Here is a 25,379-nt window from a genome sequence, read left to right on the forward strand (position 1 = left end):
AGGACGGGCCGATGCGCACACCCGCTTCGCAACGACCGCGGCCGCCCCGCACACGGCGCCTGCCGGGATCCGACGATCTTCCGCCGCAGCGGCCGCGCGGTCGGCACTCGCTGAGCCGGCCGAAGCCGCCCAGCCGGGCCGGTTCCGCTCTCCGCGGCCTCACCGGCGCGTTGGCGGCCGGCTTCCTGCTGCTCGCGCTCGTGCTGGTGGCGGTGCAGTTCTGGGCGACGAACCAGGGGCAGGAAGGCCCCGGGCTGGCGGCGCTGATCGCTCAGCTGGTGGCGGCGCTGATCGCCCTGGTGCTGCAGGCGATCGCGGACCGGCGCAACGATGCGCAGGGCGGCTTGGCGGCCTGCGGAGTTCTCGTGGTCGTGTTCGGCTCGCTGTGGTTCTGGTGGTGGGCTTGACCGGAGTCCGTGTTTCCGTTGGGAGGCAAGGACTTTTCGGGCTGCCGGTTCAGCGCAGGGCGACGAGCGTGTCGCCGCGTTGCTCCAGGAGCACCGGGCCCACCGCATTGAGCTGGATCGGACCGGTGTAGCCGGCGCGGTCCACCGGGATCACCCGCTCGCGATTGCCGGTGGTCGCGTCCAGGACCGCGAGACCGTCGGGCACCGGTACCAGCAGCTTTCCGCCGAAGCCGACGCCCGGGCCGAGCGTGTCCGGTGAAGTCCACAGTGGAGTGAGGGTTTCCGGGTCCAGCGCGACCGTGTCGGTGCCGGTGTGCCAGTAGATCCGGTGGCCCTTCGAGGTCGGCTCGACCTGCACGTTCGCCCGGAGGTCGGGAGTGCTGGCGCGCACCGGGAAGGTGGTCTCCACCGTGCCGCCGTTGTTGTAGATCACGACCTGGGAGCGGTCTCGGAGAACCACCGCGACGTGCTTGTCGTTGACCGCGATGACCCCGGCCGACGTGCTGCCGAGCACGACGCTGAAGATCTCTTCCGGCTTCTCGTCATCTTCGGGATGGGTCTTCAGGACGGTGATCCGGCCCTGCTCGTGCGGGCAAGCCTCGACGGCCGCCACCCGCTCACCTCCCACCGCGGTCGAGGAGTAGGTGCATTCCGGGCGCTTCATGTTGTTGTCCGGGTTCTTCACCGCGGGCGGCATGCCGAACTGCTGGGTGCGCACCAGATCCGAGCGCCAGGATTCGAAGGAGTGCTGCCCGGTGGCCGTCACGTAGGTGCCGTCGGCGAGCAGCTGGGTGCCGAACTCCGCGTCGGCGTTGCGCTGCGGCCCGCGCTCTCCGGTCGCCCCGCGCAGCGAAGTGACCTCGCTGCAGTTCAGGGACTTGCGGTAGACCGCGATCGCGCGGTTCCACTCCTCGCCGATCGTGCACAGCGGGATGTCGCGGGCGTAGCGCCAGGCGACCTGACCGGTCAGCGGGTCGTGGCCGCTCACCTCGTTGCCGGCTCCAGTGACCACCGCAGGCCCGGCTACGACCGGCACCGGAGTGGCCGTGCTGGTCGCGCGCCATGCCTCGGACAGCGTCTCCGGCACAGCGATGGCCGCGGGAAGCTCGGGAATCGGCTGGGCGGCCGGTTCGGAAACGGTGGCGCGCGCATCGCTGTTGAACCAGAGGACGACGCTACCGGCGAGCACGGCCACGACGATCAGTGCCACCACGGCGAGGTCGGTTCTCGTGCGCCGCTCCGGCCGGACCACAGTCACTCCTCGATCGCCTGGCTGTTCCTGCGCCGAGCTTAGTTTCCCAAGCCTGCTCCGCATCGCGGTGGCGACGACTCGGGCGGCCGTCTCGCGGCGAGACGGCGGGTCGTGAGTGGTTGCGGCTGCCTGAGCGGCCATTGCCGCTCACGACAGCCAGCAGCGTTCGGATGCAACAGGCTCATGAAAATCGACCCGCGAGCCGCCCGGAGCGCTGCGCGCTCCTCCCGGCTCACGGGTCTCGCCTGTTGCTACGCGGCGCCGCCTTCGGCGTTGCCGCTGCGCGCCGTGTCGCCGGCTTCGCCGGTCGGCTCGCCCGAGCGGCGCCTGCGGCGCCGACGGCGCGGGCGTTCGCCGGCGTCGGCTTCGCCGCCTGCGGCGGGCGCTTCCGGCGCCTGCCCCGCGGCTTCGGCTCCGCTGCGGGTGCGCCGGCGCTGCCGGCGTCGAGCGGGCCGCGTCTCGGCGTCGCTGTCCTGGCGGGCGCCGGTTTCGGCTTCGCCCGGGTGCTGGTCCGCGCCGCCGCGGGTGCGCCGCCGGTTGCGGAGGGGCCGCTTGGCGTCGCCCTGCGTTTCGGGCTCGGCGTCCAGCCCGGCGCGGGTGCGCTTGGCCAGTGGCAGCCGACCGGTGACGTCCGTCGGGATGTCCAGGTCGGCGAACAGGTGCGGCGAGGTCGAGTAGGTCTCGACCGGCTCGGGCTTGCCGAGGCCGAGCGTCTCGCTGATCAGCTTCCAGCGAGGCTCGTCGTCCCAGTCGACGAGGGTGATCGCGACGCCTTCGCGGCCGGCCCGGCCGGTGCGGCCGATGCGGTGCACGTAGGTCTTCTCGTCGTCCGGGCACTGCAGGTTGATCACGTGGGTCACGCCGGCGACGTCGATGCCGCGGGCCGCGACGTCGGTGGCCACCAGGATGTCGACCTTGCCGGAGCGGAACGCGCGCAGCGCCTTCTCGCGCGCGCCCTGCCCGAGGTCGCCGTGCACCGCGCCGGCCGCGAAGCCGCGCTCGGTGAGTTCGTCGGCGAGCTTCTGGGCCGTCCGCTTGGTCCGGCTGAAGATCATCGCCAGGCCGCGGTCGGTGGCCTGCAGGGCCTTCGCGATCAGTTCGCCCTTGTCCATGGCGTGCGCCCGGTAGATGAACTGCCGGGTGCGCTCGTGCACCGCGCTCTCGTCGGCCTGCTCGGCCCGGATGTGCGTGGGCTGCGTCATGAACGTGCGGGCCAGGGTCAGGATCGGGCCCGGCATGGTGGCCGAGAACAGCATCGTCTGCCGCTGCTCGGGAACCATGTGCAGGATGCGCTCGATGTCCGGCAGGAAGCCGAGGTCGAGCATCTCGTCGGCCTCGTCGAGCACCAAGCCGCGGACCTTGCCGAGCACCAGGTGGCGCTGTTCGGCCAGGTCGAGCAGGCGACCGGGAGTGCCGATGACCACGTCGACGCCCTTGCGGAGCGCGGAGATCTGCTCCTCGTAGGGGCGGCCGCCGTAGACGGCGACGGTGCGCACGCCCAGGTGCTTGCCCGCGTCGGTGAGGTCGCGGGTGACCTGCAGGCACAGCTCGCGGGTCGGCACCACGACGAGCGCCTGCGGGGTGCCGTCACCAGGCAGCTGCAGGCGGTGCAGCAGCGGGACGCCGAAGCCGAGGGTCTTGCCGGTGCCGGTGCGGGCTTGACCGATCAGGTCTTCGCCCTTCATCGCCAGCGGGAGGGTCAGTTCCTGGATGGCGAAGGTGCGCTCGATGCCGGCTTCGTGCAGCGCGCGGACGATGTCCGGGTGCACGTCGAGCTCGGCGAAGGTCGGGGAGTCCGTGTTGCCGATGGTGCCGACGGTCAGGTGCGGCGCGTCCGTGGCTTCGGGGGCACCGGACTCGCGGTGCTCCAGCTGCAGGTCGTCCGCCGTGTCGGGGCTGCCGCCCCCGCTGTGGTCTTCGAGGCCGTCGGGGGCCTGGCTGTTGGTGAACGTCAGAATGATCGCCTCTCTCGGTACCTGCGCGCATGCGTCCCGGTTCGGGCCGATCCGTGGCGACGTCCTCCCGGCACGGCGGCTCGCTGCTCGCGGCCGCTCTTCGTGCTCGTGGTCACCGACGTGATGGTGCGCGCCCTTGTTCGCTCAGCGGTTGAACCGCTGTTGGTTCGTTCTTCTCGGCGTCGCGTGCGCGCCAAGGCCGACGAGCGATTTCTTCGCTCGGGCCGCGTACACGCCGGCAGTGGTCCCGGGGGCCGTCCCGTTCGGACGGGGCTCGCCCGGATCGTGACGTTCGGGGAGCCAGCCCCACGGTTGTAACGACCGGGTCGTCGACACGCGCCGCCGGACGCCGATGCTCCTCCGAGTCCCAAGGATACCTGTTAGTCGGCCGTTCTCACCGTGGTGCGTATAACTCGGGCGTGCCGCCGGTTAGGCTCGCAGCCATGAGTGAGGCTGACCAGCGCGGTGAAAGTGACGAGCGTTACGCGGAAGGCGTCGTGGATCTGCTCGCGGCGCTGGCCTTCGGGGAGCTGTCGGCCTTCGACCGCCTCGCCGAGGACGCGCGCACCGCACCCACGCTGACCGGCCGCGCGGCGCTGGCCAGCATGGCCGCCGCGGAGATCGGCCACTACCGGCTGCTGGAGGAGCACCTGGCGGGCCGCGGGGTGGCGGTCGACGAGGTGATGCAGCCGTTCGCCGCGCCGTTCGAGGCCTTCAACGAGTCCACCGCGCCGCATTCGTGGCTGGAATCACTGGTCAAGGCCTACGTCGGCGACGGGTTGGCGGCCGATTTCTACCGCGAGGTGGCCGAGTGGCTGGACCCCACCACGCGGGAGCTGGTGCTGACGGTGCTCGCCGACACCGGCCACTCGGCGTTCGCCGAGCGCGAGGTGCAGGCGGCCTGCGAGGACGACCGCAAGCTGCGGGACAAGCTGACGCTGTGGGGGCGGCGGCTGCTGGGCGAGGCGATGACGCAGGCGCAGCGGGTGGTCGCCGAGCGCGACGCGCTGGCGGAGCTGATCATCAAGGGCTCCGGCGACCTCACCGGAATAGCGGCGATGTTCAGGCGGTTGCAGAGCAACCACACCAAGCGCATGGCCCGACTGGGCCTGGGCTGACCGTGGTGCTCGCGGGCGCCTCGCCGGAACGGGCGGCGGGCGTCGCGAGGATTCGCCGATCATGGCGGGACCTGGGATAGCCTTGCCACATCCAAACGGATTCGAGTGCTCAACGGAGGTTCGGCGTGGAGGTCAAGATCGGCGTCGTGGACAGCCCGCGCGAGCTGACGGTCGTCAGCGGACAGTCCCCGGAAGAGGTCGAGTCGCTGGTCGCCGACGCGCTGAAGAACGCAGACGGCGTGCTGGCGCTGACCGATGAGAAGGGGCGGCGGATCATCGTCCCGTCGACCAAGGTCGCCTACGTGGAGATCGGCCCGGCGACTTTGCCGCGCGTCGGCTTCGGCGTCAGCTGACCTGGGTTTTTCCGCTCGAGGGCACCTTCGGCCGAACTCGGCCGAAGGTGCCCTCGAGCATTACCCGACCTCGTGCTCAGCCCAGTTCGGTGGGGATCTGGAAGGGCGGCCGGCCGGTGCCGGTGATCCGGTAGCGGCCCCAGGGATCCGGGTCGGAGAGGGTGCCCGCCGCCTCGCCCGCCGGTGTGCGCAACACCACATCCGCCTTGCGGCGGTTGGCGAATTCGTCCACGTCCTGGTGCGCGGCCAGGCGCCCGTACCAGTGGAAGCGGCCGTCGATGGGCTGGAAGTGGCCGCGCAGCACCACCTCGACGGCCAGTTCCCGTTCGTCGGCCAGGAGCGTGGCCGGGCCGCGGTAGTCGTCCTCGTCGTGCTCGTGGTCAGCCATGGTCCACGTCCTCCTCGTCTTCGTGCGTCGCGCGTTCCTCGGGCACCAGGCGCAGGTCGTTGCCGAGGTCCAGCGGTTCGTCGGGGTCGATCACCAGGCCTGCCGAGCGCAGCACGCCGTCGATGGCGAACCAGATGATCTGCGCCAGGTAGTCGGTGAGGTCGCTGCGGCTCATCGACTGCCGCTCCAGCCACCAGTCGCCGCTGGCCTGCACCATGCCCACCAGCCCGTGGCTCCAGGCCTCGACGCCACCGGAGTCCAGGCCCAGCAGCCGCAGGTACTCGCCGAGGATGCGGGACAGCGAGTTCGCGATCACCGTCTTCTCCGCCGACACCGGGTCGGAGCGCACCGGCCGGTCCGCGAAGGTGCGCTGCACGACGAACCGGTACAGCTCCGGGTACTGCTCGATGGTGCCGAGGTAGGCGTCGAGCAGGCGGCGGATGCGCTGGTTGGGCGTGCCGCCCTCGTGGAACAGCGGCCGCAGCCGCTGCATCAGCAGCTCGGTGCCCCATTCGCCGACCGCGACGTAGAGGTCGCTCTTGTCGCTGAAGTGCCGGTAGAGCACCGGTTTGCTGACGCCGGCCTCGGCGGCGATCTCATCCATCCCGACCTCGGCGCCGTGCTTGGTGATGGCGCGCACCGCGGCCTCGACGAACTCGGCGCGGCGCGCCTGGCGGTGTTCGCGCCAGCGCTCCCGGCGCGCGTCGCCGCGGGCTTTCTCCTGCGGAACCGCCTTGACAGGGCGAGAGATGTGGCTCACGCTACCCAAGGTAACTGTTACTGGAAGTAACATGCAATCTCGATGCCGAGAGGGTGATCGCCGGATGAGCAGGGCCCTGCAGGTCAACGACCGCGAGAAGACGGCCGCACGGCTGCTGAATTCGTCCGCCCGGAACAGCTACGACCCCGAGATCGACGTCGACTGGGACGCGCCGCTGGCCGACGGCCGGCCCTACATCCCCTTCAAGCGCAGCTCGCTCTACGGCACGCGCCTCTGGGACCGGCTCAGCGAGGAACAGCGAATCGAGCTGACCAAGCACGAATTCGCCAGCATCGCCTCGAACGGCCTGTGGTTCGAGGTGCTGCTAATGCAGATGCTGCTCAAGGAGTTCTACAACTCCGACCCGCGCACCAACCACGCCCAGTACGCGCTCACCGAGGTCGCCGACGAATGCCGGCACTCCACCATGTTCGCCAAGGCCGTCGACCGCATCGGCGCGCCCGCCTACGGGCCGCTGCCGCTGCTGCACCGCGGCGGCCGGATCCTGCCCACGGTGCTGCGCGGCCCCTCCGCCTACGCGTCGATCCTGGTGGCCGAGGAAGTCCTGGACCGCTTCCAGCGCGACCAGATGTACGACGAAGACGTCCAGCCGTTGGTGCGCATGGTCAACCGCATCCACGTGCTCGAAGAGGCCCGGCACGTCACCTTCGCCCGCGAAGAGGTCGTCCGCCGGATGGCCGAGTGCAACGCCGCCGAGCGCGCCTACCACCAGTACTGGACCGCGCTCGTGTCGTACTGCATCTGCCTCAGCCTGATCAACCCGCACGTCTACAAGGCGGTCGGGATCCGGCCGCGGGACGGCTACCAGGCGGCCTGGGCCAACCCCAACTTCCTGGACACCCTGCACTGGGGCGGCGAGAAGATCATGGCGTTCCTGGACGAGGCCGGACTGGTCGGCAAGCCGGGCATGCGCTGGTGGAAGAAGGCACACCTGATCCGATGAGGGAGAAACCTTGCGCACGATGACCGCCGACGAGTTCACGACCAGCGACGGAACCCGGTTGCGGGTGGTCGACGAAGGGCCCGCCGACGCGCCGATCACCGTCGTCCTGGTGCACGGCTGGACCCTGACCAAGCACACCTGGGACCGGGTGGCGGACGGCCTGCCGAAGGCGGCCGGGACGCAGCTGCGGACCCTGCGGTTCGACCTGCGGGGCCACGGCGAGAGCGACCCGGCGCAGCCGGGGAGCGCGAGCATCCGCCAGTGCGCGGACGACCTCGCGCAGCTGATCGCGGAGCGGGTCCCGGAGGGGCCGGTCGTGCTCGCGGGGCACTCGATGGGCGGCATGACGATCATGGCGCTCGCCGAGCAGCATCCGGAGCTGTTCGCGCGGCGGGTCGCCGCGGTGGCGCTGGTGGCGACCTCGGCGGGCGATCTGGTGGCGCCGACCCTCGGCCTGCCCCGGCCGGTCGCGGCCGTCGCCAACCGCGGTGAGCAGGCGTTCCGGAAGCGGCTCGCGGCCTCGCGCGGGAAGCGGCTGGTCCCGCAGTCGTCCTGGCTGCGGCCGGGGATGCGCTGGCTGCTGTTCGGCCGGCGGCCCGAGCCCGCCGACGTGGCCGCCACCGCGGACTGGGTCGCCGGCTGCCACCCGGCGAACATGGCGGCCTACCGGCAGGCCCTGGCCGAGCACGAGCGGCACGGCGCGCTCGTGGCGCTGCGGTCGATCCCGACGGTCGTGCTGTCCGGGCTGTCCGACCGCCTGACGCCGCACTCGCACGCGCGGCGCATCGCGGACGCCCTGCCGGGCGCCAAGCTGCTGATCTACGCCGGTGCCGGGCACATGCTGCCGCTGGAACGGGCCGACGAGGTCACCGCCCGCATCGCCGAACTCGTCACTCGGGCTCTCCGCTGACCGTCACCCGCCCGAGCGTGATTCCAGGAGGGATCGCGCTCGGGCGGGTGATCAGGGGTTCTGGAGCGGGAAGCCGGCGAGGCCCTTCCAGGCCAGCGTCGACATCAGGCTCACCGCTTCGTCGCGGGAGATCGTCTCCCGCGCGTCCAGCCAGTAGCGCGCCGTCACCTGGCTCAGGCCGACCAGGCCCACCGCCAGCAGCCGCGCGCGCTCCGCGTCCAGCCCGGCATCCGCCGTGACCGCCTCGGTGATCGCGTCGATGCACCCGGACAGGGCGCCCTCCACGGCCCTCTCCACGGCCGGCTCGCCGCGCAGGTCCGATTCGAAGACCAGCCGGAACGCCTGTCCCTCGCCGGCCACGAACTCGTACAGCGCGCCGATCGCGGCCCGCACCCGCAGCTTGTTGTCCGACGTGGACGCGATGGCCTCGCGGACCCGGCGCACCAGCTCGTTGCCGTGCGTCTCCAGCAGGGCCAGGTAGAGCTCCAGCTTGCCCGGGAAGTGCTGGTAGAGGACCGGTTTGCTGACTCCCGCGCGCTCCGCGATGTCGTCCATGGCCGCCGCGTGGTAGCCGTTGTGCACGAAAACGTGCTGAGCCGCCTCGAGCAGTTGTGCCCGGCGTGCGTCGCGGGGCAACCGGACACCTCGGCTCGGCTGCGCGGTCTCGGTCATCCTGGCCTCCACCCGATTCCTTCCACTCGCGCTCGGCGGCCTTCCGGCCCCCCAGTGGGGCCTGACTCTACTCGCCGGTAGAGGCAGGTAGCGAAATCCGGGCTCAGGCGGGCAGCCATGCTGTGGATGTGACCACGACTACTTCCGCCGCTCCGCCGCGTCGGCGAGCCGGGTCGGGCCGATCCGACCTGACGCGGGTGCCGCTGGTGGCCGATGGCATCCCGCCGATCGACCTCGCCGCGAAGCCGCCGCCAGGTCGGCACGCCGAACTGACCACCCGCTGGGGCCCGCTGCGGCTGCACCTGCGGGAGACGCCAGGGCCGTCGCCGACCGCGCCGACCGCGGTTCACCTGCACGGGCTGGCCGGTTCGTCGACGAACTGGACCGATCTGGCCGGCCTGCTCGCCGGGCGGATGCGCAGCATCGCGCTGGACCTGCCCGGTTTCGGGCACTCCGAGCCGCCGCCCGGGTACGCCTTCACCCGCCAGGCGAACGCCGATGTGGTGATCCGGTTCTTGGAGCGGCTCGACGCCGGGCCGGTGCACCTGTCCGGGAATTCCTTCGGCGCCGCGGTGGCCATCGAGGTGGCGGCGCTGCGACCGGACCTGGTCGCGTCGCTGATGTTGATCTCGCCGGCCATGCCCGACCTGCGGCTGAATCCGCGGCGGCTTTCCGATCCGCGGATCGCGGTGGCGATGGTGCCGGTCCTCGGCAACCGCACGCGGCGCGAGCTGGCGCTGGTGCCGCCGGCCGCCCGGGCCGAGCAGCTGCTGCGGCTGTGCTTCGCCGAGCCGGAAGCGGTGCCGCCGCATCGGCTCGCCGAGGCGGTCGCGGAGTTCGAGGAGCGCAGCCGGCTGCCGTGGTCCGGCCCGGCGCTGGGACGCACCACCGTGGAGCTGCTGCGTTCCTGGCTCGTCCCGCCCACGCACTCGCTGTGGCGCCGACTGCCCGAGATCGCCGCGCCGTCGCTGGTCGTGTGGGGCAGCGCCGACCGGGTCGTGACCGTCCGCAAGGCGCCGCGCACCGCGATGCTGCTGCCGCGCGGCCGGCTCCTCGTGCTGCCACGAACGGGCCATGTTGCCCAGATGGAGCGGCCACGCGTGGTCGCCCGCGCGTTCCTCGGACTGGTGCAGGCCGAATCCCGGTGGTGACCGGTTCGCGTTGCTCCGCGTGGCCCCAGATGTTGCCGTCACTCGGAGTGGCCGGTGGTTGCTCAAGGTGCCGGAGGGCCTGTGGCACGCTTAGAGGGTGAATCGTCCGCCGCAGCGATCTCGTGCCTCCGCGTCCGACCGCCGACCGGCGGGGCGGACGAGCGCTCGTGCGGACTCCGGGGACCGTCGTCGAGGCGAGCCGCTGGCCGCCTCCTGGCATCCCGTCTCCGAGCCGTCGCCGGAGCCCGAGTTCGCCGACGACGCCGACGAGCGCGATGAGGACGTGCGGCCGCGCCGCCGGGGGATCAACACGCGCTACGGCTGGCGGATCTACGCGCTGCCGCTGCTGATCGCGGTCAGCGCGCTCGCCGTGTTCCAGACCGTCCGGCCCGCCGAGCACGGCGCGGCCATCGGCCTGCTCGACCCGATCGCCTCGGACGCGCCGGCCGAGCCGATCGTCACCGAGGCGCCGCCCGGGCAGACCTTCAACCCCGCGCTGTTCTCCGCCGACCTGCCGCCCGGCGGCACGATCCCGGAGACCGGCGCGCGCACCTTCCAGGTGCTGCCCGGGAGGTCCGAGGTGATCGGTTCGGGCCAGCTCTACCGGTACACCGTCGAGATCGAGGTCGGCGTCCAGATCGGCAACCCGAACGTCGAGTTCGGAAACCTGGTGCAGGCCACGCTGTCCGATCCGCGCAGCTGGACCAACCCGCAGGGTGGCGGGATCTCGCTGCAACGGGTGGATGCCGGCGGCCCGCGCCCGGACTTCCGGGTCATCCTGGTCAGCCAGCAGACCGCGCGCGAAGCCTGCGACTACAGCAACGGCGTGCCCTACGACAGCTCCTGCCGCAAGGGCGACATGGTCTACCTCAACGGCGCCCGCTGGGTGCGCGGCGCGGTGTCGTTCGAGGGCGACATCGGCAACTACCAGCGCTACGCGATCAACCACGAGGTCGGGCACGTCTTCGGCAACAAGCACGTCGGCTGCCCGGTGCAGGGCGGATTGGCGCCGGTGATGATGCAGCAGTCGTTCAGCGTTTCCAACAACGAGCTGCACGAGCTGAACAAGATCGCCGACCAGGGCACCGAGATCCCCGCCGACGGCTTCGTCTGCAAGTACAACGCCTGGCCGTTCCCCACCGCCGGGGGCTCCTGATCCGGCCGTCGCGGCCGGAGTTTCGTCCCGGATCGTGGGAGTAGTTTGGGTTGCGGAAGCCCATCGGGGAGTCTTGCGTTGCAGATTCCGTGAGGCCCTGTTCGGGTGCCCTTCGGGGACGCTTGAGGTACCGCTGCCAAGCTCCGAGAGCAGCAGGTACCGACCATTGAGGAGGAGCTGGGAATGTCCGGCGCATCGTCGCTGCCGCCGCTGGTCGAACCGGCGTCGGAGCTGACCAAGGAAGAGGTCGCGCGCTACAGCCGCCACCTGATCATCCCGGACGTCGGGATGGTCGGGCAGAAGCGGCTGAAGAACGCCAAGGTGCTGGTGGTCGGCGCCGGCGGACTCGGCAGCCCGGCGCTGCTGTACCTGGCCGCGGCCGGAGTCGGCACGCTCGGCATCGTGGAGTTCGACGAGGTCGACGAGTCCAACCTGCACCGCCAGGTCATCCACGGGCAGTCCGACCTCGGGCGGCCCAAGGCGGAATCGGCCCGCGACTCGATCGCCGAGATCAACCCGTTCGTCAAGGTGAACCTGCACCAGACGCACCTGACGTCGGAAAACGCGCTCGACATCTTCCGCGACTACGACCTGATCCTGGACGGCACGGACAACTTCGCCACCCGCTACCTGGTGAACGACGCCGCAGTGCTGCTCGGCAAGCCGTACGTGTGGGGATCGATCTTCCGCTTCGAGGGCCAGGCCAGCGTCTTCTGGGAGGAGCACGGCCCGAACTACCGCGACCTGTACCCGGAGCCGCCGCCACCCGGCATGGTGCCGTCCTGCTCCGAGGGCGGCGTGCTGGGCGTGCTGTGCGCGTCGATCGGCTCGATCATGGTCAACGAGGCCATCAAGCTGATCACCGGCATCGGCGAGACCCTGCTGGGCCGCCTGATGATCTACGACGCGCTGGAGATGAGCTACCGCACGGTCAAGATCCGCAAGGACCCGAACGCGACGCCGATCACCGAGCTGATCGACTACGAGGCGTTCTGCGGCGTGCTCTCCGGCGATGCCCAGCAGGCGGCGGTGAACAGCACCATCACCCCGCGCGAGCTCAAGGACATGTTCGACCGGGGCGAGAAGTTCGAGCTGATCGACGTCCGGGAGCCGCACGAGTACGAGATCGTCAAGATCGAGGGCTCGAAGCTGATCCCGAAGGACCGCATCCTCTCCGGTGAGGCGCTGTCCGAGCTGCCGCAGGACCGCAAGATCGTCCTGCACTGCAAGTCGGGTGGGCGCTCGGCGGAGGCGCTGGCGGCGCTGCACAAGGCGGGCTTCGCCGACGCGGTGCACGTCGGCGGCGGCGTGCTGGGCTGGGCCAACCAGGTCGACCCGAGCCTGCCGACGTACTAGATCGAATTCCGGACTCGCTCCGCGTAGCGGTGCGAGTGGCGGAACCTCAGACGCCTTCTCGCTGTGGGATCCCCGACGTCCAATCGGGACTGCCTTCGCGAGAAGGCGTCTGAGAACCCGCGCTGGCGGACGTGCGTGGAAGCGGCTTCGCCGTTCGAGAAGGCACTGCGGGTCGTCGTGAAATCGCGGTATCGAATGTGGCGCACGGAGTGCCTGCTACGGAAATCGCGATCATTTAGGTAGCGTCTCGCCCGTGAGTCATACGCCGGAGCCGCCCCCGCCGCACGTGCGCGCGGCATTCGGCGCGCGCGTCGAAGAACCCGAGCCGCTGGACGGTGCGGTCGCCTGGCGGTGCGGCGAGATCGTGCTCAAGCCCGCCGCCAACACCGCCGAGGCCGCGTGGGTGGCGCAGACGCTGGACCTGCTGGACCCCGACGAGGTGCGGGTATCGCGCCCGGTGCGCTCCACCGACGGGCGCTGGGTGGTGTCCGGCTGGTCGGCCAGCCGGAACCTCGCCGGCCAGGCCGAGCCGCGGCACGACGACGTGGTGGCCATGTCGCTGCGGCTGCACTCGGCGAGCCGGTTCCTGGCCCGGCCGCGGTTCCTGCAGGCGCGACAGGACATCTACGCGCTGGCCGACCGGATGGCCTGGGGCGAAGAGGAATACGTGCTGCCGCAGGAGAAGGGCGGCCGGCTCTACGACGTGCTCGCCGGGTCGCGGCGGGAGGTCGAGCTGCGCCCGCAGGTGGTGCACGGGGACCTGTTCGGCAACGTGCTGTTCACCGAGGACGCGGCGCCCGGCATCATCGACTTCAACCCGTACTGGCGGCCTGCGGAGTGGGCCGCGGCGGTGGCGGTGATCGACGCCCTGGCGTGGGGTGGGGCCGATCCGGCCATCGTGGAGCGCTGGTCGCACCTCTCCGAGTGGCCGCAGGCCCTGCTGCGGGCCCTGCTGTTCCGGCTCGCGGTGCACGCCCTGCACCCGCGCTCGTCGTCGCAGACCCTGACGGGCCTGGAACGCGCTTCCCAGATGGTCCTCGAAGTCCTCTGACCGGAAGCGCGGAGCCCTCTCGCCTCTGGAATGGCGTTTCCGCAGGCACGGGGCCGTGAGTCTTTGGGCGGCTATAGCAGCCCAAAAGACTCACGGCCCCGTGACCAGCGGGATCGTCGAATGGGGCTGGTGCTGTGTGACGATTGGGGCGTGCAGGGAGTGTTGAGCGGTTTCACCGTCGGCGTGACGGCGGAGCGCAAGGCCGCCGAGATCGGGTCGTTGTTCACCCGCCGCGGTGCTCGCGTGCTCTTCGGGGCGGCGATGCACACGGTGCCGCTGCCCGAAGACGGCGAGCTGGCCGCGGCGACCGAGGAAGTCCTGGCGGCGCCGGTCGACTACGCCGTGGCGGTCACCGGTGTCGGGTTCCGGGGCTGGATCGAAGCGGCGCAGCTCACCGGCGTCGGTGGTCGGTTGTTGGCGCACCTGCGGTCGGCCGAGGTTCTGGCGCGTGGTGCGAAGGCGCGCGGCGCGGTTCGCGGTGCCGGGTTGGTGGAGTCCTGGACCTCGCCGTCGGAGGAGTCCGCGGAGATCCTTGAGTACCTGCTGGCGCGCGATCTCGCAGGGAAGCGCATCGTGCTCCAGGTGCACGGCGATCCGATGTTGCGGTTCCGCGAGGCGTTGCGGGCGGCGGGCGCCGAGGTGGTGCCGGTGACCGTCTACCGGTGGACCGATCCGGTGGATCTGCCCGCATTGGACGGGTTGATCGACGCGGTGTTGCGGGGCGAGGTGGATGCGCTGCCGTTCACCAGCGCACCGGCCGCGACCAACCTGCTGGCCCGTGCGGACCGCACCGGGCGCGGCGAGGCGTTCCGGGAAGCGTTGCGCGACAAGGTGTTCATCGCCTGCGTCGGGCCGGTCACGGCGGTGCCGATCGACGCGGCGGGCCTGCCGTACGTGATGCCGGACCGCGCCCGGACCGCATCGCTGGTGCGGCTCGTCGCGGACGAGCTCCCGAAGCGCGCCGCGCGCTGACAGTCCAAAGTGGCTGGTCGAAAATCGGTTCGGTCGGCGGCGAATGCTTGGTAGCATCGGAATCCTCATGGAGTAGATCAGCGGTAGATCGCCTGGCTGTGGACCGGGAGGGCGCGGGTTCGAATCCCGCCTCCATGTCTGTGCGACGGCAACGTCGCCCCCTGGCGTAGCTCAGCGGTAGAGCGCCCGGCTTCTAACCGGGAGGGTGCGAGTTCGAGCCTCGCCGCCAGGTCTTGCCCCTTCGATCCCGGAGATCGCCATGCCGGAGCAGAACCGCGCCGCGTCGGGATATGCGGCCGCCCAGTGGGCCAAGGCGGTGGCCCGGACGGCCGAGGACGCCGGCGACTCCGCATTGGAGAAGGTCCGGCGCTGGGAAGACGTGCTGGCCGGAATGGCCAGCGGGCAGATCGCGGTCGGCGCCCGCACCCCGGTCGCCGACACTCCGGCCTGGGTGACGCTGGAGGTGGCGCACGGCGGCTTTGCCACCGGGCGCTATCTGGCGGAGGCTCCGCTGTCGGAAGACGAGGCCGCCCGGCTGGCCGAGCTGCCCGCTGGCGCGCCGGGCGAGTCCGACCGGGATCGGCTCAACCTCTGGTACCTCGGTGACGCGGGCCGGGCGGAGCTGCTCCAGGCCTTGCGCAGCGGGCGCTACCGGGTGGAGGTGCCGGAGGAAGCCGCGCTCGCGGTCGCGGTTCTGCTGCTGGACGCGGGATTCGCGGAGCAGACGCTGGAACTGGTCGCGGAGTTGCGTCCGCTGATGCACCGGCTGAGGTTCAGCCCCCGGCTCGAACCGGCGGCCCGCCCGGCCGGCATGGCCGTGCGGCTGGTGCCGGTGAGCGAGGCCGTCGCTGCGCTGCGCGTGGTCCGGATGCCGGCGCAGTTGGCCACGATGCGCGAGACGTTGGGCGTCTGGAATCCGCTCTACGACAGGCTTGTCGAGCTGTGGTGCAGCACTGTGGACGGTGAGTTGCCGCAGCTGGACGAGCACGGCTCGGTGCGTGGTGGCTGGCCGTGCCGTCGGTGGCCCGCGGACTGGGCGTACGAGCGCGCCAGGTGGCTCGACGACTACGCGGAGGCTTGCCGGAACCACCCGCCGTCCGGACGGCACGCGAAGCGCAAGAGCAACTTCACCAGACTCCTGGGCGCTTTGCAGGCGTGCCCGGACGACAGCGCTGCGCTCTCGCCGCGAGAGGTCGGCTGGATTCGTCGTGCGCTGGCCAACTCGGTGACCAGGCACGGCGGCCCGGGTGCGCGTGACGAGGTCCGCGCGAGGCAGGCCGGTGCGGTCACGGCGCCGACGTACGCCGCGCTCGCGGAGTTGCTGGCGGCGAGGCTGGGCGGCTATCCGGCCGACGGCGGCGTGCCGTCGCTCGATCCGATCGCCGCCGCGGTGTCCGAACAGGACACGGCCGCCGGCGAGATTCCGCTCGGCACGGCGATTCCGGCGCACCTGGTCGAGAAGGCGGCCCGGGCGTTGGAGGCGCCGGTGGACGAGTTGGTGCGCCGCGGCGTGATCACCTCAGGTGACGTGCTCGCGCGCGTGCTGCCGCAGCTCACCTCCCGGTTCGCGTCGGCGGACCTCGACGATCCCGCGCTGGCCGAGCTGTTCGAGCAGACCTACACCGCGTTCCGGCGGCGCCGCAGCCTGCTGCTGCTCAACCTGGAGCACCAGGTGAGCTTCGACGAGCTCCCATGGGTCCGTTCGCTGGACTGCTGCCGGTCATCGCGTCCGAACGGCGAGCTCGCCGCTTACCGCGCGCTGCAACAGGGCACGATGCTCGCGCTGACCTCGTTCCCGCACGCGCTGCTGCCCAACCCGCTGATCCGCGAGATCGGCGCGCTGGCAACGCTGGCGGGAGTTCGCCATCCGCTGGTCGACGAGGTGGCGGCGGACATCTTCATGGGCACCTTCACGAAGAAGTGGCGGGACGCCGCCGAGCTGGCGAGCCGGACCATGAGCGGCACCCTCTACGCGGCCTACTACGACCTGCCGTCGGAGTCGCAGTGGGCGCAGCCGTCCCGCAAGCGCATGCGCAGGACCGCCGACGACTTCGCCGAGCTGTGTGCCGAGCGAGCTGGTGAGGCGGGAAGTTCCGGGAACTTCGTGGCGCGCAACGGCGCCGTGCTGGAGCAGAGCCAGATCCTGACCACGCACAACCTGGCGGTGCTGGTGCACGGCCTGGACCTGACCGACCAGGTGCGCGAGCGCGCGCCGGAACTGGCGCGGCGAACGTTCGACTGGGTGGTGCGCCGGCTAGCTCAGCGCACCGACGACCACCACGCCGCGTTGATCCAGGTGAAGAATGTCGCGTACGCCTGGCGGCAGGCGATCTTCCTGCTCGGTTTCTGCGATCCGGAGGTGCAGCTGTCGCAGGTGCGTGAGCTGCGTGAGGAGGTCCGTGCGCACGGAATCGCCCGGTTCGGCCCGGCGGTCGAGGGCTTGGCGCACGTGATCGGCGGTGGGCGGTTCACCGCGTCCGGTGTCGCTTCGCAAGGCAGCGGCCGACGTCTCCTCGGCTGGGCCGCCGGTCGGCACTGGTACCTGCAGAACATCGGCTAGACGGTCGAGGCGGACGCCCAGCCCTGGTGAGTCCGGTCAGGCGCCCCAGCGGTACTGGCGCATGTCGATGCGGGCTCCGTCGGCGAGGACACCTTCTGCTCGCAGGAGTTCCAGCTGCTTGCGGCGAATGTGGTCGGCGACCGTGCCGTTGGAGCGCAACACGCGGTGCCACGGCAGGTCGCCGCCGTCCTCGGCGAGGATGCGGCCCACCAGGCGCGCCGAGCGCAGGCCGGCGAGTTCGGCGACGTCTCCGTAGGACAGCACCGATCCGGGCGGGATCGACGCCACCACGGCCCGCACCTGCTCCACGGTCTCCTCGTCCACGAGCCCGAAGGTACTCCAGCGGAATGTCGCGCAGCACCCCGCACACCGAACGCGCAGAGACACCATTTCCGCTGGTAGATGCTCGTGAGCGTTTTGGGGTGCTATAGCAACACAAAACACTCACGGGGCCTGACCAGCGGAAACGGTATCCTAGCTTCGGCGATCAGCCCTGGAAGCCGGCGACGATCTTGGTGAAGTCCCACGGCTGCTGGTCGATGCCGCCGCAGGCGTCCGACCCGCCGCCGCCGTCACACGGGCGGTCCCGGTTGAGCGACCAGAAGGTGAAGCGGCCGAGGCTCTTCTCCTTGGCGTAGTCGGCCATCTTCTGGAACGCGGCCTGGTCGACGGTCTCGCCGACGTCGGTCTTGCCGTTCATCGACGAGATGCCCGCGTGCGCGTAGGCCTCCGCGTCGCTGTAGCCGAAGGTGCTCTTGAGCACCTCCTTCAGGCCTTCGGTGGATTTGATCGTGTCGGCTGCCATGTCCGAACCGCCGAAGTTGAACGGCATCTGCGTCCACACGTCGATGTTCGCGCCGATCTCGTTGGCCTTGCCGATCATCCGCTTGCCCACGTCGTTCGGGCCGCTGCTCAGCGTCGGGAACGTGACCACCGTCTGCAGGCCTGGGTTGGCCTCCTTGACGAGCTTCAGCGCTTCCAGCACCCGGTCCTGCACGGCCGGGGTCTCGAACTCGCTGGCCTCGATGTCGACGTCGATGGCCTTGAGCCCGAAGGCGTCGATCACCTTCTGGTAGGCGCCGGCCAGCGACTGGGCGTCCTGGCAGAACTCGCCGAGCTTGTTGCCGGCCCAGCCGCCGATGGACGGGACGACGTCGCCGCCGGCGGCGCGGATCTCGTCGATGACGGCCTTGTCGGCGTCGAGCGGGCGGTTGCCGTCCCAGGCCGGGTTGCAGCCGCCGTCGGAGAGGATGAAGGCCAGGGTGAAGTCCTTGATCCCGGTAGCGCTCATCACCTCGCTGGGCTTGGGCGGGTTGCCCCAGCCCATGTAGAGGTAGGGCGAGGCGGCAACCGGTGCCGCTGCGCTGGTCGAGGTCGGGGCCGAGGTCTCCGCGCTGAGTGCGGGCACCGCGCCGATGGTCAGAGCACCGGCGACCGCGGCGCAGCCGAGCAGAGCTTTGCGGACTTTGCTCACGGTTCCTCCTTCGGGGAGTTGATCGCGCTCGGGGCGCGCTTTCGCAGGTCACAGGCGGGGGAGGCACTGTGACGATCAGCACACTGCCAGAGAAGAAAATTGGTTCATACCACCAAAAGGTTGTGTTAATTCACCGTTGAGCTGCGCCTATCAGCGAGCCCTGCGCGACCTTGTCGTTGGCGCGTGATTCCATCGATGCGTGCCATCCCCGACCGCGCCCGTACTCGTGCGCCGAGCCGAACCCGCTCGGCGGCGGACGGTCTGGGACACCGCCGGGCAGCGGGCGCTGGCGCACCGCGACGGCCTCCTGCGGATCCTTGGCGGGCCCGGGACCGGCAAGAGCACGCTGATCGCGCAACTGGCCGCCGAACGCATCCGCGACCGCGGCGTGTCGCCGGAGAACGTCCTGGTGCTGACCGGGAGCCGGCGCGCGGCGGCCTGGATGCGCACCGAAATCACCCGGCTGCTGACCGGTTCCACGGATGAGCTGCGGACCGCGCCCGAACCGCTGGTGCGGACCGTCCACTCGTACGCCTTCGCGGTGCTGCGGTTGCAGGCCGTGCGTGAACAGCTACCGCCCCCGCAGCTGCTCAACGGCCCGGACCAGGACGCGCTGGTGCGCGACCTGTTGGCCGGGGACGTCGAGAGCGGCGCCCGGGACTGGCCGGAGACGCTGCGCCCGGCGCTGACCGTTCCCGGTTTCGCCGAGGAACTGCGCGATCTGCTGCTGCGGGCCGCCGAGCGCGGCGTCGGGCCCGAGCGGCTGGTCAACCTCGGCCGGCAGCACAACCGTCCGGAGTGGATCGCCGCCGGCCGGTTCGCGCGGCAGTACGAGCAGGTCACGCTGCTGCGCGGAGCGGGCGGCGCGCAGGCTCCCGCGCTGGACGCCGCGGAGCTGGTCGGCTCGGCGCTGCTGGCGTTCGACACCGACCCCGGGCTGCTGGCGGCCGAGCAGGAACGGGTGCGCTACGTGCTCGTCGACGACGCGCAGCACCTCGACCCGCAGCAGTACTGGCTGGTCCGGCGGCTCGGCGACACGGCCGTCGAGTTCGTGCTGGCCGGCGACCCGGACCAGGCGGTGTACTCCTTCCGCGGCGCCGATCCGCGCTGCCTGCTGGACGCCGACCCGGACGGCACGAACACCGAGGTGCTCACCGTCGACCACCGGATGTCCAAGGCCGTCCGGGAGGCGGTGCAGCGGCTGGCCGCGCGGCTGCCGGGCGCGGGCCCGCAGCGCGAACTGGTGGAGCCCGAGAACGGGCGCAGCGGTTCGGTCCAGGTGCGGCTGCTGGCCACGGAGGCGCAGGAGGCCGCGTGGGTGGCGGACCAGCTCCGCCGAGCCCACCTGCTTGACGAGATCGCCTGGTCGGACATGGCCGTCGTGGTCCGCTCGACCGGCCTGTCGCTTCCGGTGCTGCGCCGCGCCTTGCTGGCCGCCGGCGTGCCGATCGCGCTGCCGGTCGACGACCTGCCGCTGGCGCAGCGCACCGCCGTCCGCCCGTTGCTGACGCTCCTGCGCTGCGCCGCGCGCCCGCAGGCGCTCGACCCGGACGCTGCCGCTGAGCTGCTCGCCTCGCCGCTCGGCGGCGCCGATCCGCTCGCACTGCGGCGGCTGCGCCGGGGGCTCCGCCGCCTGGAGCTCGCCGCCGGAGGTAGCCGGGCCAGCGGTGAGCTGCTGGTGGAGGTGCTGCAGGACGGCGACCGCCTCGCTGCGCTCGAAGACTCCGCTGCCGCGCCGGCTCGCCGCCTCGCAGGGCTGCTGCGCACTGCGGCCGACTCAGTCGCCGCCGGGCACACCGTCGAGGACACGTTGTGGCGGGTGTGGAAGGCCAGCGGCCTGGAGAAGCGGTGGGTGGCGCAGGCCGAGCGACACGGCGCCACCGGCGCGCAGGCCGATCGCGATCTCGACGCCGTGGTGTCGTTGTTCGACGCGGCCGCCCAGTTCGTCGACCGGCTGCCGGGTGCGGACGTCGCAGGCTTCGCGGATTACTTGACCAGCCAGCAGATCGCGGGCAGTTCGCTGGCGCCGACCGCGCCCCGGGACAACGCGGTGGCGGTGCTGACCGCGCACGCCGCGAGTGGCCGGGAGTGGGAGGTCGTGGCGATTCCCGGTGTGCAGGAAGGCATTTGGCCCGATCTGCGGCTGCGCGGCTCGCTGCTCGGCGTGGAGCGGCTGGTCGACGTGCTGTCCGGAGTGGACGCCGAGCGGGTCTCGGCGACCGCTCCGCTGCTGGCCGAGGAGCGGCGGCTGCTGCTCGTGGCGGCGAGTCGGGCGCGGCGGAACCTGATGGTTAGCGCGGTGCGCGGACAGGACGAGCAGCCGTCGCGGTTCCTCGACGAGCTGGAGGGCGTGGTCAGCGATCCGGACGCGGTGGAGCGGCCGATCGCCCGCCCGGAACGCGGTTTGGCGCTCGGCGACCTGGTCGGCGAGCTGCGCCGGGTGGTGTGCGACGCGGAGGCGGAGCCGGCGCGGCGGCAGCGGGCGGCGGCGCAGCTGGCGCGGCTCGCCAACGCCGGGGTGCCGGGCGCCAGCCCGGAAGCCTGGTACGGGCTGCCGGAGAGCTCCAGCTCGGCGCCGCTGGTGACCGGCGACGATCCGGTCAAGGTGTCGCCGTCTACTGTGGACATCCTGGCCAAGTGCCCGCTGCGCTGGCTGGTCGAGCGGCACGGCGGCCAGGACACCGCCGAACTCGCCGCTGTCACCGGCACTCTCGTGCACGCGCTCGTGCAGGCTGCCGCCGACGGCGCGGACACCGCGCAGCTGCACAAGGCTCTGGACGACGCCTGGGAATCGGTCGATGCCGGCGCGCCGTGGTTCTCGCGCAAGGAGCGCAAGCGCGTGGAGAAGATGCTCGACGCGTTCGTGACGTGGCTGGTGCAGTCGCGGGCCGAACTCACCCAGCTCGGCGTTGAGAAGGACCTGGACGTCACGGTCCCGGGTCGGGAGGGCGGGCCGTGGCTGCGGTTGCGCGGCCGCGTGGACCGGTTGGAGGTCGATGCCGTCGGCCGGCCCGTGGTGGTCGACGTCAAGACCGGGAAGACGCCGGTCAGCAAGGGTGATGCCGAGGAACACCCGCAGTTGGCGGTGTACCAGCTGGCCGCCGCGCTGGGAGCGTTCGGCGACAACGACGGGCCCGGCGGGGCGAGGCTGCTGTACGTCGCGAAGGCCGACCGGAAGGGCGCGGCCACCGAACGCGCCCAGGAGGCCTTGGACGCCGAGCGGATCGAGGTGTGGCTCGACGTGGTGCACACGGCCGCCGCGTCCAGCCTGGGACCGGCCTACGTGGCCAGCGAGAACTCCGACTGCGCGCGCTGCCCGGCGCGCACCTGCTGCCCGGTCCACCCGGCCGGAAGACAGGTCGCGCAGTGATCAGAGATCGCTTCGAAGTGGTTCGCGGAGCGGCGCAGGCGCCTCGGTCCGGGGTTCGAGCATGAATGGCCGTCCTCCCGGGACCGGGAACCCGCAGGGGCCCCCGGACATCAGTCCACATCGGATCGCGCAGGCGCTGGGGCTGCACCCGCCGACGCCGGAGCAGGCTGCGGTGATCGCCGCGCCCGCCGAACCGGCGCTGGTCGTGGCGGGCGCGGGCGCGGGCAAGACCGAGACGATGGCCGCCCGCGTGGTGTGGCTGGTCGCCAACCGGCTGGTGACGCCGGAGCGCGTCCTCGGCCTGACGTTCACCCGCAAGGCCGCGCGGCAGCTCGCCGACCGGGTGCGCGCCCGGCTCCGCCGGCTCGCCGGGTCGGGGCTGCTCGACGAGGTCGATCCGGGCGGACAGCTGCGCTCCGCGGTGCTCACCGAAGAGCCCACGGTGCTGACCTACCACGCCTACGCGGGGCGGCTAGTCGGCGAGCACGGCCTGCGGGTGCCGGTCGAGCCGGGCGCGCGGCTGCTGACCGAGACCGCGTCCTGGCAGCTCGCGCACAGCGTGGTCGCGACCTGGACCGAGGACATCGACACCGACAAGGTCCCGTCGACGGTCACCGGCTACCTGCTTTCGCTGGCCGGTGAGCTCGCCGAGCACCTCGTGCGCCCGGACGACCTGCGGGCGCACGCCGAAAAGCTCTGCCACGCGGTCGAGAACGCGCCGCGCGCCAAGGGGCAGCGCGCGAACCTGCCGCAGGATCTGGTGAAAGTCGTTGCCGCACAACGCTTGCGGGTGGCGCTGCTGCCGCTGGTCGAGGAGTACGCGCAGCGCAAGCGGCGCGACGGCGCGATGGACTTCGCCGACCAGATGTCGCTGGCCGCGCTGCTCGCCGCCGAACATCCGGAAGTCGTCGACGGCGAACGCGCCCGCTACGGCGCCGTGCTGCTGGACGAATACCAGGACACCGGCCACGCGCAACGGGTTCTGCTGCGCTCGCTGTTCGGGCGAGATCGCCCGCTGCCGGTCACGGCGGTCGGCGACCCGGCGCAGGCCATCTACGGCTGGCGCGGCGCGAGCGCGGCGAACCTCCCGCGCTTCACCACCGATTTCCCGCGCATCGACGACGGCCGCAAGGCTCCGGCGCACCGGTACGGGCTGCTGACGAGCTTCCGCAATCCGGCGGAGGTCCTGCACGTCGCCAATGCGGTCTCGGAGCCGCTGCGCAAGACGGGCCTGGAAGTCGACGAGCTGCGCGCCAGGGACGGCGCCGAAGCCGGCGACATCCGGTTGGCGCTGAGCGAGCACGTGCGGGCCGAACGCGACTGGGTCGCCGACCAGGTCACCGCGCAATGGCAGGCGACGCTGGACGAAACGGGCCGGCCGCCGACCGCGGCGGTGCTGGTGCGACGCCGCGCCGACATGTCCGACATCGCTGCGGCGCTGCGGGAACGCGGCCTGCCGGTCGAGGTCGTCGGGCTCGGCGGGCTGCTCGACGAGCCCGAGGTGCGTGACCTGGTCAGCGCCCTGCGGCTGCTGGTCGACCCGCTCGCCGGGACGGCCGCGATGCGGCTGCTCACCGGCTCGCGCTGGCGTCTGGGAGCGGCCGACATCGCCGCGCTGTGGGACCGGGCGAGGGAGCTCGGGACGCAGGCGTTCGGGACGCCCGAATCCACCGATCCGTCCGCCGTGGTCACCGCGGCGTTGCCTGGTGAGAACGCCGAGCAGGCCGGCCTGGTGGACTCGCTCGACGATCCCGGTGACGCCGAGCGCTACTCCGGCGACGGCTACCGGCGCATCCGGCGCCTGGGCGGCGAACTCGCCGCGCTGCGGCGCCGTCTGGACCAGCCGCTGCCTGAGCTCGTCGCCGACGTCGAGCGGACGCTGCTGCTGGACATCGAGAGCATGGCGCGACCGGTCGGCGCGGGCCGGATCCACCTCGACGCGTTCGCCGACGCGGTCACCGACTTCGCCACCGCGAGCCCGTCGGCCACGCTGCACGCGCTGCTCGACTACCTGGAAGCCGCCGAACGAGCCGAAGACGGCCTGGAACCCGGCGAGGTCGAAGTCGCCGAAGACCGGGTCCAGGTGCTCACCGTGCACGCCGCCAAGGGCCTGGAGTGGCAGGTCGTCGCCGTGCCGCACCTGGTCAACGACGTCTTCCCAGGCAAGCGGAAGTCCTCGTCGTGGCTGCGGTCGGCCACCGAGCTGCCCGCCGAACTGCGCGGCGATGCCCAGGACCTGCCCCAGCTGGACGTCGAGCGGCTGTTCGGCCTGGACCGCAAGGAACTCACCGAGACGCTGGGCATCCACGACGAGGAGTTCGAGGAGCGCCGGCTCGCCGAGGAGCGGCGGCTGCTCTACGTCGCGGTCACGCGCTCCGAGCGGACGTTGCTGCTGTCCGGGCACTGGTGGGGCGAGAACGGCGACCGGCCGAAGGGGCCGTCGGACTTCCTGCGACAGCTGGCCGGGGTGCTGAGCGAGGCCAAAGCCGGGGTCGTCGACCTGTGGACGCCGGAACCCGACGAGGACGCGACGAACCCGCTCGCCGATGCGGTGCGGTGCGCGGAATGGCCGGTCGATCCGCTGGGGCCGCGCCGCGCCGCGGTGGCCGAAGGCGCAGAGCTCGTGCGGGCCGCCATGTCCACTGTGGAGGATTCGGAGCCGGAGGACGACGAGGACGGCTGGGCGCGGGACGTCGACGTGCTGCTGGCCGAGCGCGCCGCGGCCGCGCAGCGGCGGGAGCAGGTGCGGCTGCCGGATCACCTGTCGGTGAGCCAGCTCGTCGAACTCGCCAAGGATTCCGACAGCCTCGCCCGGCGGCTGCGCCGCCCGCTGCCGTTCCCGCCGAACCCGATGACTCGCCGTGGCACCGCGTTCCACGCCTGGCTGGAGCACCGGTTCACCTCGACCGCGCTGCTGGACTTCGACGAACTGCCCGGCGCCGCCGACGAATCCGCGCCGGTGCACGAGGATCTCGCCGAGCTGCAGCAGGCGTACCTGGCCGGCACCTGGGCCGACCGCACGCCGCACCGCGTCGAGGTGCCGTTCGAGACCCAGGCCGAGGGCGTGGTGCTGCGCGGCCGGATGGACGCGGTGTTCGCCGACGCCGACGGCGGCTGGACGGTGCTGGACTGGAAGACCGGCGCGGTGCCGGGCGGCGACCAGATCCCGGCGCTGTCGGTGCAGCTCGCGGCGTACCGGCTGGCCTGGGCGGAACTCTCCGGCACGCCGCTTTCGAAGGTCCGCGCGGCGTTCCACTACGTCCGCCACGACTACACGCTCCGCCCGGCCGACCTCCTGGACGCCGACGGCATCCGGAACCTCATCACCTCGGTTCCCGCCGCGCAGTGACGGTTTGGCCTGGTCAGGACCCGTGCGTACTTTCTGTCGCTATAGCAGCACAATGTACGCACGGGTCCTGACCTGCAGAAACGGTGGCGTCGGCGAGATCATTTCCGGTGCCGGGATCACTACACGTTCGGGTGGCGGAGCTTGAGATCGCGGTTCGCGGC

At 71.6% G+C, this 25,379-nt stretch carries 20 protein-coding genes and 2 tRNA genes; 15 read left to right on the forward strand and 7 right to left on the reverse strand.

The annotated features are described in order from the left end of the window. Nucleotides 1-11: 11 nt before the first annotated feature. Nucleotides 12-407 carry a hypothetical protein gene (locus AB0I53_RS11480; protein ID WP_358600165.1) on the forward strand — a complete coding sequence of 132 codons (396 nt, stop codon included), beginning with the start codon at nucleotides 12-14 and terminating at the stop codon, nucleotides 405-407. Nucleotides 408-456: 49 nt separating this feature from the next. Here AB0I53_RS11480 and AB0I53_RS11485 read toward each other — a convergent pair whose 3' ends face one another. Continuing rightward, the gene (locus AB0I53_RS11485; protein ID WP_358600168.1) at nucleotides 457-1,659 is read right to left on the reverse strand and encodes a hypothetical protein; all 1,203 of its coding nucleotides are present in this window, start codon (nucleotides 1,657-1,659) and stop codon (nucleotides 457-459) included. A 251-nt stretch (nucleotides 1,660-1,910) separates the two neighbouring features. Then, entirely contained in the window at nucleotides 1,911-3,482 is a 1,572-nt protein-coding gene (locus AB0I53_RS11490) for a DEAD/DEAH box helicase (RefSeq protein ID WP_358600499.1), read from the reverse strand. A 575-nt stretch (nucleotides 3,483-4,057) separates the two neighbouring features. Between AB0I53_RS11490 and AB0I53_RS11495 the strand changes: the two genes are divergently transcribed. Further along, on the forward strand, nucleotides 4,058-4,732 hold the full coding sequence (locus AB0I53_RS11495) for a ferritin-like fold-containing protein (RefSeq protein WP_358600171.1): 675 nt from the start codon (nucleotides 4,058-4,060) through the stop codon (nucleotides 4,730-4,732). 125 nt (nucleotides 4,733-4,857) lie between these two features. Continuing rightward, nucleotides 4,858-5,085 carry a DUF3107 domain-containing protein gene (locus tag AB0I53_RS11500; protein ID WP_358600174.1) on the forward strand — a complete coding sequence of 76 codons (228 nt, stop codon included), beginning with the start codon at nucleotides 4,858-4,860 and terminating at the stop codon, nucleotides 5,083-5,085. A gap of 76 nt (nucleotides 5,086-5,161) precedes the next feature. On the opposite strand, the gene AB0I53_RS11505 is transcribed toward AB0I53_RS11500, so the two are convergent. Next, nucleotides 5,162-5,473 (reverse strand): DUF4873 domain-containing protein, encoded by a 312-nt coding sequence (locus tag AB0I53_RS11505; RefSeq protein WP_358600177.1) that lies wholly within the window; start codon nucleotides 5,471-5,473, stop codon nucleotides 5,162-5,164. Beyond that, on the reverse strand, nucleotides 5,466-6,233 hold the full coding sequence (locus AB0I53_RS11510; protein WP_358600180.1) for a TetR/AcrR family transcriptional regulator: 768 nt from the start codon (nucleotides 6,231-6,233) through the stop codon (nucleotides 5,466-5,468). Before AB0I53_RS11510 ends, AB0I53_RS11505 begins: the two co-directional genes overlap by 8 nt. Nucleotides 6,234-6,297: 64 nt before the next feature. On the opposite strand from AB0I53_RS11510, the gene AB0I53_RS11515 reads away from it, so the two are divergent. Both AB0I53_RS11515 and AB0I53_RS11520 read left to right on the forward strand, forming a co-directional pair. Beyond that, entirely contained in the window at nucleotides 6,298-7,197 is a 900-nt protein-coding gene (locus tag AB0I53_RS11515) for a diiron oxygenase (protein WP_358600182.1), read from the forward strand. A gap of 19 nt (nucleotides 7,198-7,216) precedes the next feature. Next, the gene (locus AB0I53_RS11520; RefSeq protein ID WP_358600502.1) at nucleotides 7,217-8,107 is read left to right on the forward strand and encodes an alpha/beta hydrolase; all 891 of its coding nucleotides are present in this window, start codon (nucleotides 7,217-7,219) and stop codon (nucleotides 8,105-8,107) included. 51 nt (nucleotides 8,108-8,158) lie between these two features. Here AB0I53_RS11520 and AB0I53_RS11525 read toward each other — a convergent pair whose 3' ends face one another. Continuing rightward, on the reverse strand, nucleotides 8,159-8,779 hold the full coding sequence (locus AB0I53_RS11525; protein WP_358600185.1) for a TetR/AcrR family transcriptional regulator: 621 nt from the start codon (nucleotides 8,777-8,779) through the stop codon (nucleotides 8,159-8,161). Nucleotides 8,780-8,907: 128 nt separating this feature from the next. Here AB0I53_RS11525 and AB0I53_RS11530 point away from each other — a divergent pair, with 128 nt between their 5' ends. The 8 genes from AB0I53_RS11530 to AB0I53_RS11565 all read left to right on the forward strand — a co-directional run bounded on the left by AB0I53_RS11530 (nucleotide 8,908) and on the right by AB0I53_RS11565 (nucleotide 17,025). Further along, nucleotides 8,908-9,930, forward strand: a complete 1,023-nt coding sequence (locus tag AB0I53_RS11530) for an alpha/beta fold hydrolase (RefSeq protein WP_358600188.1) — start codon at nucleotides 8,908-8,910, stop codon at nucleotides 9,928-9,930. Nucleotides 9,931-10,027: 97 nt separating this feature from the next. Further along, nucleotides 10,028-11,086 (forward strand): DUF3152 domain-containing protein, encoded by a 1,059-nt coding sequence (locus AB0I53_RS11535; RefSeq protein ID WP_358600191.1) that lies wholly within the window; start codon nucleotides 10,028-10,030, stop codon nucleotides 11,084-11,086. A 183-nt stretch (nucleotides 11,087-11,269) separates the two neighbouring features. Beyond that, the gene (gene moeZ, locus AB0I53_RS11540) at nucleotides 11,270-12,442 is read left to right on the forward strand and encodes an adenylyltransferase/sulfurtransferase MoeZ (protein ID WP_358600194.1); all 1,173 of its coding nucleotides are present in this window, start codon (nucleotides 11,270-11,272) and stop codon (nucleotides 12,440-12,442) included. Between the two features lie 253 nt (nucleotides 12,443-12,695). Further along, nucleotides 12,696-13,493, forward strand: a complete 798-nt coding sequence (locus AB0I53_RS11545) for a TIGR02569 family protein (RefSeq protein WP_358600197.1) — start codon at nucleotides 12,696-12,698, stop codon at nucleotides 13,491-13,493. A 150-nt stretch (nucleotides 13,494-13,643) separates the two neighbouring features. Beyond that, entirely contained in the window at nucleotides 13,644-14,465 is an 822-nt protein-coding gene (locus AB0I53_RS11550) for a uroporphyrinogen-III synthase (protein ID WP_358600200.1), read from the forward strand. A gap of 66 nt (nucleotides 14,466-14,531) precedes the next feature. Next, nucleotides 14,532-14,603, forward strand: a tRNA-His gene (locus AB0I53_RS11555). Nucleotides 14,604-14,625: 22 nt separating this feature from the next. Then, nucleotides 14,626-14,697 (forward strand) — tRNA-Arg (locus AB0I53_RS11560). A 27-nt stretch (nucleotides 14,698-14,724) separates the two neighbouring features. Next, nucleotides 14,725-17,025, forward strand: a complete 2,301-nt coding sequence (locus tag AB0I53_RS11565) for a hypothetical protein (protein ID WP_358600203.1) — start codon at nucleotides 14,725-14,727, stop codon at nucleotides 17,023-17,025. A gap of 36 nt (nucleotides 17,026-17,061) precedes the next feature. On the opposite strand, the gene AB0I53_RS11570 is transcribed toward AB0I53_RS11565, so the two are convergent. Together AB0I53_RS11570 and AB0I53_RS11575 are read right to left on the reverse strand one after the other, a co-directional pair. Beyond that, a complete protein-coding gene (locus AB0I53_RS11570) occupies nucleotides 17,062-17,349 on the reverse strand; it encodes an MGMT family protein (protein ID WP_358600206.1) in 288 nt (95 codons plus the stop codon). Nucleotides 17,350-17,512: 163 nt separating this feature from the next. Continuing rightward, nucleotides 17,513-18,499 (reverse strand): chitinase, encoded by a 987-nt coding sequence (locus tag AB0I53_RS11575; RefSeq protein ID WP_358600209.1) that lies wholly within the window; start codon nucleotides 18,497-18,499, stop codon nucleotides 17,513-17,515. Nucleotides 18,500-18,698: 199 nt separating this feature from the next. On the opposite strand from AB0I53_RS11575, the gene AB0I53_RS11580 reads away from it, so the two are divergent. Both AB0I53_RS11580 and AB0I53_RS11585 read left to right on the forward strand, forming a co-directional pair. Next, nucleotides 18,699-21,869 (forward strand): ATP-dependent DNA helicase, encoded by a 3,171-nt coding sequence (locus AB0I53_RS11580; RefSeq protein WP_358600212.1) that lies wholly within the window; start codon nucleotides 18,699-18,701, stop codon nucleotides 21,867-21,869. A gap of 61 nt (nucleotides 21,870-21,930) precedes the next feature. Beyond that, nucleotides 21,931-25,218, forward strand: a complete 3,288-nt coding sequence (locus AB0I53_RS11585; RefSeq protein ID WP_358600215.1) for a UvrD-helicase domain-containing protein — start codon at nucleotides 21,931-21,933, stop codon at nucleotides 25,216-25,218. Nucleotides 25,219-25,379 lie beyond the last annotated feature (161 nt).

Source organism: Saccharopolyspora sp. NPDC050389, assembly GCF_040655595.1.
Lineage (GTDB): Bacteria > Actinomycetota > Actinomycetes > Mycobacteriales > Pseudonocardiaceae > Saccharopolyspora.